Origin of the sequence: Mesorhizobium sp. M1182, assembly GCF_040318335.1 — a bacterium.
Classification (GTDB): Bacteria; Pseudomonadota; Alphaproteobacteria; order Rhizobiales; family Rhizobiaceae; genus Mesorhizobium.
Window position 1 is genome coordinate 18,887 of sequence record NZ_JAMYMD010000020.1, and the last position, 12,344, is coordinate 31,230.

At 62.4% G+C, this 12,344-nt stretch carries 9 protein-coding genes; 3 read left to right on the forward strand and 6 right to left on the reverse strand.

The features are described from left to right. Positions 1 to 2 precede the first annotated feature (2 nt). The 6 genes from glgC to NKH33_RS21580 all read right to left on the reverse strand — a co-directional run bounded on the left by glgC (position 3) and on the right by NKH33_RS21580 (position 9,286). A complete protein-coding gene (gene glgC / locus NKH33_RS21555; RefSeq protein WP_352490794.1) occupies positions 3 to 1,268 on the reverse strand; it encodes a glucose-1-phosphate adenylyltransferase in 1,266 nt (421 codons plus the stop codon). 35 nt (positions 1,269 to 1,303) lie between these two features. Next, positions 1,304 to 3,517: a 1,4-alpha-glucan branching protein GlgB gene (gene glgB / locus NKH33_RS21560; protein WP_352921365.1), complete on the reverse strand. Its 2,214-nt coding sequence runs from the start codon at positions 3,515 to 3,517 to the stop codon at positions 1,304 to 1,306. 146 nt (positions 3,518 to 3,663) lie between these two features. Next, positions 3,664 to 6,132, reverse strand: a complete 2,469-nt coding sequence (locus tag NKH33_RS21565) for a glycogen/starch/alpha-glucan phosphorylase (RefSeq protein WP_352921367.1) — start codon at positions 6,130 to 6,132, stop codon at positions 3,664 to 3,666. A 175-nt stretch (positions 6,133 to 6,307) separates the two neighbouring features. Beyond that, entirely contained in the window at positions 6,308 to 7,090 is a 783-nt protein-coding gene (locus NKH33_RS21570; protein WP_352470952.1) for an ATP-binding cassette domain-containing protein, read from the reverse strand. 2 nt (positions 7,091 to 7,092) lie between these two features. After that, on the reverse strand, positions 7,093 to 8,154 hold the full coding sequence (locus tag NKH33_RS21575) for an ABC transporter permease (protein WP_352503463.1): 1,062 nt from the start codon (positions 8,152 to 8,154) through the stop codon (positions 7,093 to 7,095). A 154-nt stretch (positions 8,155 to 8,308) separates the two neighbouring features. After that, positions 8,309 to 9,286 (reverse strand): sugar ABC transporter substrate-binding protein, encoded by a 978-nt coding sequence (locus tag NKH33_RS21580; RefSeq protein WP_502893787.1) that lies wholly within the window; start codon positions 9,284 to 9,286, stop codon positions 8,309 to 8,311. Positions 9,287 to 9,553: 267 nt separating this feature from the next. Between NKH33_RS21580 and NKH33_RS21585 the strand changes: the two genes are divergently transcribed. Genes NKH33_RS21585 through NKH33_RS21595 form a run of 3 tightly spaced genes read left to right on the forward strand, consistent with a single transcriptional unit; the run spans position 9,554 to position 12,152 of the window. Beyond that, positions 9,554 to 10,783, forward strand: a complete 1,230-nt coding sequence (locus tag NKH33_RS21585; RefSeq protein WP_352470950.1) for an ROK family transcriptional regulator — start codon at positions 9,554 to 9,556, stop codon at positions 10,781 to 10,783. 2 nt (positions 10,784 to 10,785) lie between these two features. After that, the gene (locus NKH33_RS21590; RefSeq protein WP_352470949.1) at positions 10,786 to 11,232 is read left to right on the forward strand and encodes an RbsD/FucU family protein; all 447 of its coding nucleotides are present in this window, start codon (positions 10,786 to 10,788) and stop codon (positions 11,230 to 11,232) included. After that, positions 11,229 to 12,152: a carbohydrate kinase family protein gene (locus NKH33_RS21595; protein ID WP_352470948.1), complete on the forward strand. Its 924-nt coding sequence runs from the start codon at positions 11,229 to 11,231 to the stop codon at positions 12,150 to 12,152. Before NKH33_RS21590 ends, NKH33_RS21595 begins: the two co-directional genes overlap by 4 nt. Positions 12,153 to 12,344 lie beyond the last annotated feature (192 nt).

Below are 12,344 nucleotides of genomic sequence, written 5' to 3' on the forward strand. Positions count from 1 at the left end.
CACTACGATCCCAGCCTGTTGATCATGTCCTGCGTGACGAGGCAGATGCCTTTTTCCGAAACGCGGAAACGCTTGGCGTCGAGGACGGGATCCTCGCCGACCACCAGACCCTCCGGGATCCTGACGCCGTGATCGATGACCACGCGCTTCAGCCTGGCGTTGCGGCCGACATGGACGTCCGGCAGCATGACGACCTCCTCCAGCGTCGAATAGGAATTGATGCGCGCGCCGGTGAAGATCAGGCTTCGCTTCAGCGAAGCGCCCGAAACGATGCAATCGCCCGACACGAGAGACGACACGGCCGACCCGCGGCGGCCATCCTCGTCATGCACGAATTTTGCCGGCGGCTTCAACTCGGCATAGGTCCAGATCGGCCAATCGCGGTCGTAAAGGTCGAGTTCCGGCGTGATGTCGGTCAGGTCGATATTGGCCTCCCAATAGGCGTCGACCGTGCCGACGTCGCGCCAATAGGCCTCGTTCTCGGCGGTCGAGCGCACGCAGGATTTGGCAAAACGATGGGCGATCGCCTTTCCGTGCTCGACGATGTAGGGGATGATGTCCTTGCCGAAGTCCCGGCTCGAGCCGGGCTCCGCCGCATCGCGACGCAATTGCTCCATCAGGAATTTGGTCTTGAACACATAGATGCCCATCGAGGCCAGCGCGAAATCCGGTTTGTCGGGAATGCCCGGCGGATCGGCGGGCTTTTCGATGAAGGAGATGATAGTGTCCTTGGGATCGACATGCATGACGCCGAAGCCGGTGGCTTCCATGCGCGGCACTTCGAGGCAGCCGACGGTGACATCGGCGCCGGCCTCGACATGCTGGCGCAGCATCATTTCGTAGTCCATCTTGTAGATGTGGTCGCCGGCTAGGATGACCATGTATTCCGGCCCGTAGGCCTCGATGATGTCGATGTTCTGGTAAACGGCGTCGGCCGTGCCCTCATACCATTGCGTTTCCGATACACGCTGGCTGGCAGGCAGGATGTCGAAACTCTCGTTGCGCTCGGGCCGCAGGAAGTTCCAGCCGCGCTGCAGATGGCGGATCAGCGAATGCGCCTTGTACTGGGTGGCGACGCCGAGGCGGCGGATACCGGAATTGAGCGCATTGGAGAGCGCGAAATCGATGATGCGGGTTTTGCCGCCAAAATAGACCGCCGGCTTGGCGCGGCGGTCGGTCAGTTCCTTGAGCCGGCTACCACGGCCGCCTGCCAGCACATAAGCCATGGCGTCGCGTGCCAGCGGCTGTGTTCGTTTTATTTCAGCCATTCCTATCCTCCCAGGTTAGACGCTCCAGACATAGCTCAGTCCGGGACGAATTCGAGCATGATCGTCGACAGCGGCGGCAAAAGCATCGTCGCCGAAATGCCTCCTCCTTCCGCCCGAGCCTCGACGACGCCGCTATTGCCCTTGCCGGAACCGCCATAATCCGTGGCGTCGGTGTTGATGATCTCGCGCCATTTTCCGGCCTGCGGCAACGGCACGCGGTAATTGTCGCGCGGCACCGGCGTGAAGTTGGAAATGACGGCGACCGGGTTGCCGCCCGGCGCGCTGCGCAGCCAGGCAAATACCGAGTTCGCGCTGTCGTCGACGATCAGCCAGGAAAAGCCCTCCGGCTCGCAGTCGCGGGCATGCAGCGCGGGGCGCGAGCGGTAGAGATAGTTGAGATCGCGCACCGTCTGCCAGACGCCGCGGTGGAGCCGGAAATCGAGCAGGTTCCAGTCGAGCGCGCGCGCCTCGCTCCACTCGCGGCGCTGTGCGAACTCCTGGCCCATGAACAACAGCTTCTTGCCGGGATAACCCCACATGAAGGCGTAATAGGCCCGCAGCGTCGCGAATTTCTGCCAGTCGTCGCCGGCCATCTTGTTGAGCAGCGTGCCTTTGCCGTGCACCACTTCGTCATGGGACAGCGGCAGCACGAAATTCTCGCTGAAGGCGTAGACCAGACCGAAGGTGATGTCGTTGTGGTGATGCTTGCGGAAGATCGGCTCCTTGGAGAAATACTCCAAAGTGTCATGCATGAAGCCCATGTTCCATTTGAAACCGAAGCCCAGTCCGCCTTCATGCACCGGCTGCGAGACTTTCGGCCACGAGGTCGATTCCTCGGCGATGGTCATCACACCTGGATGGTGGCCGTAGACCTCCTTGTTCATACGCTGCAGGAAGCTGACCGCTTCGAGGTTCTCCCGGCCGCCCTTCTCGTTGGGAATCCATTCACCGGCCTTGCGCGAATAATCGAGATAAAGCATCGAGGCGACCGCATCGACGCGCAGTCCGTCGACGTGATATTTCTCGGCCCAGAACAGCGCATTGTTGACCAGGAACGAAATCACTTCGCGGCGCCCAAAATTGTAGATCGCGGTGCTCCAGTCGGGATGGAAGCCCTTGCGCGGATCGGCATGTTCGTAGAGCGCGGTACCGTCGAACTTTGCCAGACCGTGTTCGTCAACCGGGAAATGCGCCGGCACCCAGTCGAGGATGACGCCGATGCCTGCGCGGTGGGCGCCGTCGACGAAGCGGGCAAAACCGTCCGGATCGCCAAAGCGGGCAGTCGGCGCATAAAGACCCGTCGTCTGGTAGCCCCAGGACGGGTCATAAGGGTGTTCGGCGATCGGCATGAATTCGATGTGGGTAAAGCCGGTCTCGACCACGTAAGGGATCAGCCTGTCGGCGAGCTCGTCCCACGACAGGAAGCTGCCGTCGTCGTGAAGCCGCCATGACCCGGCATGGACCTCGTAGATCGATACGGCTTCGCGCCTGTGGTCGGCATTGCGCCAGTAGTTCCGGTGCGCCTCGTCGCCCCATTCGTGCGCCGGCGGCAGCGCCGTCACCGAGGCGGTGGCCGGGCGCAGTTCGGACTTGAAGGCGAACGGATCGGCTTTGAGCGGCAATCTCACGCCATCCGGCCCGATGATTTCATACTTATACGGGCGGCCAGCGCCAATGTCGGGAATGAACAGCTCCCAGATGCCGGTATCGCGGCGGACGCGCATGGTATGCCTGCGGCCGTCCCACTCGTTGAAGTCGCCGACCACCGAGACGCGCCTTGCATTGGGCGCCCACACCGCAAAATGCACACCCGATGCACCTTCATGGTCGATGAGATGGGCGCCGAGCTTGTCGAACAGCCTGAGATGCGACCCTTCGGCGATGTAATAATCGTCCAGCGGGCCGAGCACGGGACCGAAGGAATATGGATCGGTCAGCCACCAGTCACCGCCGGAATTCCTGGCGTGATAGCGCAGCGGCTGGCGTTTGCGCAGCGACAGTTTGCCTTGGAAGAAACCGCTGTCGTCGCGTCTCGACAGCTCGCCGGCCTTCTTGCCGGTCAGCGTATAGGCGGTGACGAACTCGGCATAAGGGACGAAGCAGCGGGCGACAAAGCCCTTTCCCGCCTCATGCACGCCAAGCACGGCAAACGGATCGCCGTGGGTGCCGGCGACAATCGCCGCGACATCGCCGGCTGGCGCCAGTCCGTCCGGCCCGTTTGTCGCAACGGTCGCGCGCGGCTTGCTCATCAGGCAGTGACCCTCCCCGGGCACCAAGTGTATGTTTCTAGTGGAGTTTTGAATTCGACATTCGCCATGCCGCCTTACCCTCCAAGGGATGCGAGGGTCAAATCACTCCACTAGGGCCACATTGTTCGTAGTCTCATGCAATCACATCAGGCGGGCACGTGCCAGATGTCTTTCGCATATTGGCGGATCGTGCGGTCGGACGAGAACCAGCCGACGCGCGCGACATTGCGGATGGCTCTGGCGTACCAGTCCGGGCTGTTGCGCCAGACGGCATCGACGTCGCGCTGGGTGGCGGCGTAGGCATCGAAATCCGCGGCGACCATGAACCAGTCGCTCTGGTAAAGACCGTTGATCAGGTCGCGATAACGGTCCGGATCGTCAGGTGAAAAAACCCCGGACGAAACCGCGGCAAGCGCCTGCGCCAATTCAGGCGATCCCTCGATCACAGCGCGCGGATCGTAACCATTGTTGCGCCGCTCGGCGACTTCCTCTGTGGTCAGCCCGAAGATGAAGATGTTGTTGTCGCCCACACATTCCTTGATCTCGACATTGGCGCCGTCGAGCGTGCCGATGGTCAGCGCGCCGTTCAGCGCGAACTTCATGTTGCCGGTGCCGGACGCTTCCATGCCGGCGGTCGATATCTGCTCCGACAGATCGGCGGCCGGCATCATGATCTCGGCCAGGCTGACATTGTAGTTCGGCACGAATACCACTTTCAGCAAGCCGCGTACCGCCGGGTCGCGGTTGATGACTCGGGCGACGTCATTGGCAAGTTTGATGATCAGCTTGGCGTTGTGATAGCTGGGCGCCGCCTTGCCGCCGAAGAATTTGACGCGAGGCATCCAGTCGCGCTCCGGATGCGAGCGGATCTGGTCGTAAAGCGCGACCGCTTCGAGAATGTTCAAGAGCTGGCGCTTGTATTCGTGGATGCGCTTGACCTGGATGTCGAACAGCGCCGACGGGTCGACCTTGATGCCGAGCCGGTCTGCAACGAGATTCGCAAGCCTCGTCTTGTTCGCCCGTTTGACGGCGGCGAACTTGTCGCGGAAGGCGGCGTCCTCGGCAAGAGGATCAAGCCGGTTTATCTCGTCGATGTCGTCGAGGAAGCCATCGCCAATCGCCTCTCGGGTGAGTGCAGTGAGGCCAGGATTGCACTGTATCAGCCAGCGCCGCGGTGTGATCCCGTTGGTCTTGTTGTTGATGCGATCCGGGTAGAGCCTGTGGAGGTCGGCAAACACCGTCTCCTTCATCAATTCCGTATGCAGTGCCGAGACGCCGTTGATCGAGTGCGAGCCGACAAAGGCCAGATTGCCCATACGCACGCGGCGATCGCCATTTTCCTGGATCAGCGAGATGCGGCTGATCTGCTCGTCCGAGAACTGGTCGGAGGCGCGCGCCTCGAGCAGCACCTCGGCGTTGATGGCGTAGACGATCTGCATGTGGCGCGGCAACAGCCGCTCGAACAGCGGCACGGGCCAGCTTTCCAACGCTTCGGGAAGGAGCGTGTGGTTGGTGTAGCCGAAGGTGCGCTTGGTGATGCTCCAGGCCTGGTCGAAATCCATGCCGTGGACATCCATCAACAGGCGCATCAACTCGGGGACGGCGATGGCCGGATGGGTGTCGTTAAGATGGATCGCCGCCTTGTCGGGCAGCGATTGCAGGTCGCCATACTGGCTGAGATGACGCTGGACGATGTCCTGCAGCGAGGCGGTGGAGAAGAAATACTCCTGCCTGAGCCGCAACTCCTGGCCGGCCTTGTGGGAATCGGCCGGGTAAAGGACGCGCGACAACGCATCGGCCTTGTTGCTTTCGGCGAGCGCACCGATGTGATCGCCGGCATTGAACTTGTCGAGCAGGATCGGGTCGACCGGCATGCCGGACCACAGACGCAGCGTGTTGACGCGGTTGGCCCGCCAGCCAACCACTGGCGTATCGTAGGCAACGGCCAGAACATGTTCGGTCGGCTTCCAGACGTGCCGCTCGAGCCGGCCGTCCTTCGAGGTGATCGATTCCACCGAGCCGCCGAAACCGACCTCGAAGGAGCGTTCGCGGCGCTCGAACTCCCAGGGATTGCCGTGATCGAGCCACGTCTCGGGCAGCTCCACCTGCCAGCCGTCATGGATCTCCTGCCGGAACATGCCGTTGGCGTAGCGGATGCCGTAGCCATGCGCGGGTATATTGACGGTCGCCATGCTTTCCATGAAGCAGGCGGCGAGCCGGCCAAGCCCGCCATTACCAAGGGCAGCGTCCGGTTCGAGCGCTGCAATGATGTCGAGGTCGACGCCAAGCGACGAAAGCGCCTCGCGCATATTGTCCATCAGGCCGAGATTGGAGAAGGCATCGCGCATCAGGCGGCCGATGAGGAATTCCAGCGACAGGTAATAGACGCGCTTTTCCTGCTGGGCGTAAGCCTCTTGGGTCGCCTGCATCCAGTGATCGACTATGCGGTCGCGTACAACCTTGATCGAGGCGGTGAGCCAATCGTACTGGGTTGCAACGTTGGTGCCCTTGCCGAGCCTGTATTTGAGGGCTTGCAAGACTTCCTCGGCGAGCGTCTTGGGATCCGGGTTTTTGAGCGTGGGCAGAGGAGCTTCGGTTGTCATCGCGCGCGTCATGCTGCCTCTCGTGACGTTGCCAGGATCATGCGGCTTTCACCATCTCTGCCAATGCTAGTGCATCCCACCGGATGTTCAATCGATTCAGGTGATCGCAAGCCGGGTTGCCCTGCGGCAATTTGGCATTTGGAAACAGCGCGTTTGGGACCCTTGGCGATGGGCCTCAAGTTCTTGCTCAAGCCGCCAGCGCCGCTTCCGGCGGCACCTTGGCGCCCGTCATGAAGGCGACCGCGTCGGACATCGTATACTGCTTCGGATCGATGACGCACAGGCGACGGCCGAGCCGGTGAATGTGGATGCGGTCCGCCACCTCGAAGACATGCGGCATGTTGTGTGAAATCAGCACGATCGGCAGGCCTCGCTTCTTCACGTCGAGGATCAGTTCGAGGACGCGGCGGCTCTCTTTGACGCCAAGCGCCGCCGTCGGCTCATCCATGATCACCACCCGGCTGCCAAAGGCGGCGGCGCGCGCCACCGCCACGCCCTGACGCTGGCCGCCGGAAAGCGTTTCCACGGCCTGGCTGATGTTCTGGATGGTCATCAGGCCAAGCTCCGTGAGCTTGTCGCGGGCGCGCTTTTCCATCGCCGGGCGGTCGAGCATGCGCAGCCATTCGCCGAGGAACCCCGGCTTGCGGATCTCCCGGCCGAGGAACATGTTGTCGGCGATGGACAGCGCCGGCGACAGAGCCAGGTTCTGATAGACTGTTTCGATGCCGGCCTCCCGTGCCTCCATCGGCGACTTGAACGCAACGGGCTTGCCTTCAAGTCGTATCTCACCTTCGTCGGGCACGACCGCGCCGGAAATCGCCTTGATAAGCGACGACTTGCCGGCGCCGTTGTCGCCAATGACGGCAAGGATTTCGCCCGGATAGAGGTCGAAATCGGCGTTGTCGAGGGCGGTGACGCGGCCATAGCGCTTGACCAGACCGCGCGCGATGAGGATGGGTTCCTGGGTCATGGCTATGCCGAAACCTTTCTGATCCATTGATCGATCGCCACGGCGCCGATGATCAGCACGCCGGTGAGCAGCACCTTCCACTGCGGATCGGCGCCCAGCATGTTGAGGCCCATCGAGACGACGCCGACGATCATGGCGCCGAACAGCGTGCCGAGGATCGAGCCGCGCCCGCCGAACAGAGAAATACCGCCGATCACCGTCGCGGTGATGGCCTGAAGATTGTAGTCGGTGACAGCGGCGGAAGGAGAGATCGAGCCATTGCGGCCGATGGAGACCCAAGCTGCGAAGGCGGCGATCAGCCCGGCAAGGGCATAGACGGTCATCAGCACCTTCTTCGTCTGGATGCCCGACAGTTTCGCAGCCTCCTGATCGTCGCCGACCGCGTAGACATGGCGGCCCCATGCGGTGTGGTTGAGCACGTACCAGAGGACCAACACGAGAACGACCATGGCAATGACGCCAAGCGTCAGCACGGCCGTGCCGACCTTAAAGCTCAGGGCAAACAGGTGCAGCAGAGGCGCCTGGACGTCGACGTCGGTGTCGCGGATCGTCTCATTGGCCGAATAGATGAAGTTGGTGGCCATGACAATGTTCCAGGTGCCGAGCGTCACGATGAAGGGCGGCAGCTTCATGTAGGCGACCAGCACACCGTTGAGCAGGCCGCACGCGCCACCGGCGAGAAGCCCGATCGCCACCGCGAGCACGGCCGGCATACCGTAGCTGACCGCGCAATTGCCCATGATCACAGCCGAAATCACCATGATCACGCCAATCGACAGGTCGATGCCGGCAGTCAGGATCACCAGCGTCTGTGCGGCGCCCAGAATGCCGACAATGGCGATCTGCTGAAGGATCAGCGTCAGCGTATAGGATGAAAAAAAACGCCCGCCGATGGTGATACCAAAAATAATGATAGCCAGAACCAACACGATAAGCGGCACTGCTGCCGGCGTGGAATGCAGGAAATGCTGGGCACGCTTGACGGCCGATTTATGGTCGTCGAACGCGGCGACGCTTGTGTCGCTGCTCGATAGAACTTTTTCGAATTCTTGTGCTTGAGCCATGTTTCCTCCCCTGGGCTTCGGCCAACCGCCGACGCCATCCACGCCTTCCGGTCTGCCGCCGGCACTATTTGCGTTTAGATCGGCACATCGTCCACCCGGAGCGGCCGGGGATCAAGCCCCGGCCGATCGCGATCTGTTGCCGGTCAGGCCAGGCTCAACCCCAGCACTTGGCGAGGCCTTCCTTGGTGTCGATGGACTTCACACCGTTGGCGGGCTTGTCGGTGACAAGATTGACGCCGGTATCGAAGAAGTTCTTGCCTTCGGTCGGCTTCGGCTTCGTCCCGTCCTTGGCGAAAGTGGCGATCGCCTCGATGCCGAGCGCCGCCATTTGCAGCGGATATTGCTGCGAGGTAGCGCCGATCACGCCTTCGGTCACCGATTTCACGCCGGGGCAGCCACCGTCGACCGAGACGATCAGCACCTGGCTTTCGAGACCGACGGCCTTCAGCGCCTGGTAGGCGCCGACAGCTGCGGGCTCGTTGATGGTGTGGATGACGTTGATGGTGTTATCCTTCTGCAGAAGGTTCTCCATCGCCTTGCGACCACCCTCTTCATTGCCGTTCGTCACGTCGTGGCCAACGATGCGCGGATCGTCCTCGTCGCCGATCTTGTTGGGGTCCTTCACGTCTATGCCGTAGCCCATCATGAAACCCTGGTCGCGCAGCACATCCACCGTGGGCTGCGACGGCGTCAGGTCGAGGAAGCCGATCTTGGCATCCTTGGCCTTATCGCCAAGCGTAGCGGCGGCCCATGCGCCGATCAGCTTGCCGGCTTCCAGATTGTCGGTCGCGAAGGTCGCGTCAGCCGCATCGATCGGATCAAGCGGGGTGTCGAGCGCGATCACCAACAGCCCGGCGTCCCGCGCTTTCTTCACGGTCGGCACGATACCCTTGGTGTCGGACGCGGTGATGAGGATACCCTTGGCCCCGTCGGCGATACAGCTCTCGATTGCAGCCACCTGGCTCTCGCTGTCGCCGTCGATCTTGCCGGCGTAAGTCTTGAGATCGACGCCAAGCTCCTTGGCCTTGGCCGCCGCACCTTCCTTCATCTTGACGAAGAAGGGATTGGTGTCGGTCTTGGTGATCAAGCAGGCGCCGACCCCGGCGGCCGATGCCGTCGACGCAAAGGCCATCAGGCTCAGTCCGGCCGCGGCAAACACGGTGGATTTCAACAGTTTTGACATGGTCACGATTTTCCTCCCATGGAACCATTTAGGATGCCGGCCAACCGGCATCTGCAGCGCGTCCGACGAAATCTCCCAGTGTCGGCGCCGACTTCAAGAGACACCAGTCCGGCAGCACTGTCAATAATTAAATCACTCTTATTTATTATTGACAACGCAGGATTGTTCACTCACTCTAGACCAAAAGCATTGAGGGGAAACGACGGGAGGAACAGGGTGGAGACCGGCATTACGAGGCACGGCTCGCCCGATGCGGCCGAAAGCCGCCTGCACCGCGGCACCAATCAAAGCGGCATGCGGGACCACAATGAGCGGCTGGTGCTGTCGCTGGTGCGCCAGCACGGCAGCCTGGCCAAATCCGACATCGCACGTATGACCGGCCTTTCGGCGCAGACAGTGTCGGTCATCATGCGCGAGCTGGAGGAGGACGACCTGCTCGTCCGCCAGGCGCCGTTGCGCGGCAAGATCGGCCAGCCCTCGATACCCATGGCGCTCAATCCCGACGGCGCCTATTTCATCGGCCTGAAGATCGGCCGCCGCAGCGCCGAATTGGTGCTGATCGATTTCCTCGGCAGTGTGCGCTCGATGCTGCAGCATTCCTACCGCTATCCGGCGCCGCGCGAAACGGTGGAATTCGTCACAAGCGGCATGAAGAAGATGCGCGGCGAACTCACCCCGGCGCAGGATAAACGCATTGCCGGGCTTGGCATCGCCATGCCGTTCGAATTGTGGAACTGGGCCGACACCGCCGGCGCGCCGCGTGAAATCATGGACGAATGGCGCCATCGCGACATCCGCGCCGATATCCAGGCGCAATGCGAATTTCCAGTCTATCTGCAGAACGACGCCACCTCGGCCTGCGGCGCCGAGCTCGTGTTCGGCCACGCGGCGGGTGCGGCACGCGATTTCGTCTATTTCTATATCGGTGCCTTTGCCGGCGGCGGCATCGTGCTGAACGGCCGGTTGTTTGGTGGCCCAACCGGCAATGCCGGCGCGCTGGGCTCGATGCCGGTGCCAGGGCCGGACGGCAAGCCGACGCAGTTGATCGACGTGGCGTCGATCGCCATGCTGGAAAAGGCGCTCAACGCGCGCGGCATCGAGGCCTCGCATCTGTGGACATCACCGGGGGACTGGGGCGAGATCGGCGCCGAGCTTGACGACTGGATCGCCAGCGCCTCGCAGGCGCTTGCCTATGCCATCGTTTCGGCCTCCTCCGTCATTGACTTCGATGCCGCGGTGATCGACGGATGGATGCCGCTTGCCGTGCGCAGGCGGCTTGTCGATGCCGTTATCCAGGCCATCGGCCGGATCGACGGCGAAGGCCTGAGGCTGCCGGCCGTTCGCGAGGGAACCGTCGGCATCCATGCGCGGGCGCTGGGTGGCGCCAGCCTGCCGCTGTCGGAGCGCTTCCTCATCGGCTCGACCACGATTTCCCGGAGCTTCTGAGCATGCTGATCGGCATCCCGGCGCTGCTCGGCCCCGAGCTTCTGGCGATATTGCGCGCCATGGGCCATGGCGACGAGATCGCCTTGGTCGACGGCAACTACCCGGCCGAGCAGCAGGCACAGCGGCTGGTCCGCGCCGACGGTCATCATCTCGTCCCCGTGCTCGATGCGGTATTGAGCGTATTGCCGGTCGACGACGCCGTGCCGCAGGCGCTGTTTCGCGCCTCGGCCAAAGGCGATCCCCTGCTCGCCGATCCGGTTCACTATGAGATGGAAGCGATCTGCGCCAGGCGTGCGCCGGGCCGCAAGGTGGTTGCGCTTGCCGGTGCCGACTTCTATGCACGGGTCAAGGCCGCGCACGCGATCGTCGCGACTAGCGAGCCGCGGCTTTATGCCAACATCATCATTCGCAAGGGCGTGATCTATCCGCCGGAAAGCAAGACTTCATGATCCTCTGCTGCGGCGAAGCCCTGATCGACATGCTGCCGCGGACCACGACGGAGGGCGAGCCGGCCTTTGCCCCCTATGTCGGCGGTGCCGTCTTCAACTCGGCCATTGCGCTAGGCCGGCTCGGCGCGCCCGCTGCCTTTTTCTCCGGCCTGTCGTCGGATCTGTTCGGCGGGCAGTTCAGGGAGGCGCTGGGGAACAGCAAGGTCAGCTCGACCTATGCGCACACTTCGCCGCGGCCGACCACGCTCGCCTTCGTGCGGCTCACCAACGGCCAAGCGACCTACACCTTCTATGACGAGAACACCGCCGGGCGCATGCTGACCATCGAGGACCTGCCGGAACTCGGCAGCGAGATCGAGGCCATGCTGTTCGGCGCCATCAGCCTGATCTCGGAGCCGGCCGGATCGGCCTATGAGGAGTTCATGCGGCGCGAACATGAGCGCCGCGTGATGATGCTCGACCCCAACATCCGGCCAAACTTCATTCCCGACAAGGCCAAGCACCTCAGGCGCATCCGCGGCATGATGGCGATGGCCGACATCGTGAAACTGTCGGACGAGGATTTGAACTGGTTCGGCGAAGCCGGCTCGCATGAAGACGTCGTCCGTAACTGGCTGGATCGCGGCCCAAAGCTGATCGTGGTCACCCACGGCAGCGAAGGCGCGGTCGGTTACAGCAGCCAGCACCGGGTCACCGTCGTGCCGGACAAGGTCGAGGTGGTCGATACGGTCGGAGCCGGCGACACATTCAATGCCGGCATTCTTGCCTCCTTGCATGAACAGGGTCTGCTGTCGAAGACGGCAATCGCCAGTTTGCCGGAAGACGCCATCCACAAGGCGCTGACGCTTGGCGCCAAGGCCGCGGCGGTGACGGTATCGCGGGCCGGCGCCAACCCGCCATGGCGGCATGAAATCGCCTGACCGGCTGGTGCGCAGCCCATGGACTGCTCACCGGCGATCACTTTATGTTTCGTCCAGCCTGGCGGGCGGGGTGCGAAGCCTGTAACAGGCCGGCCGAAGCCCGGATTTCCACGCCTTTAAGAGGCCAGATCGGAAATCAGAGGTAACAGGCTGCGACACTTGAGCAATTCAGGGTTTTTGCCCTGCGGCTTT

Bases quoted from the DNA above. Each gene is read 5' to 3' on its own strand.
- glgC (WP_352490794.1), bottom strand. From the start codon at position 1,268: ATGGCTGAAATAAAACGAACACAGCCGCTGGCACGCGACGCCATGGCT.
- glgB (WP_352921365.1), bottom strand. From the start codon at position 3,517: ATGAGCAAGCCGCGCGCGACCGTTGCGACAAACGGGCCGGACGGACTG.
- NKH33_RS21565 (WP_352921367.1), bottom strand. From the start codon at position 6,132: ATGACGCGCGCGATGACAACCGAAGCTCCTCTGCCCACGCTCAAAAAC.
- NKH33_RS21570 (WP_352470952.1), bottom strand. From the start codon at position 7,090: ATGACCCAGGAACCCATCCTCATCGCGCGCGGTCTGGTCAAGCGCTAT.
- NKH33_RS21575 (WP_352503463.1), bottom strand. From the start codon at position 8,154: ATGGCTCAAGCACAAGAATTCGAAAAAGTTCTATCGAGCAGCGACACA.
- NKH33_RS21580 (WP_502893787.1), bottom strand. From the start codon at position 9,286: ATGGCCTTTGCGTCGACGGCATCGGCCGCCGGGGTCGGCGCCTGCTTG.
- NKH33_RS21590 (WP_352470949.1), top strand. From the start codon at position 10,786: ATGCTGATCGGCATCCCGGCGCTGCTCGGCCCCGAGCTTCTGGCGATA.
- NKH33_RS21595 (WP_352470948.1), top strand. From the start codon at position 11,229: ATGATCCTCTGCTGCGGCGAAGCCCTGATCGACATGCTGCCGCGGACC.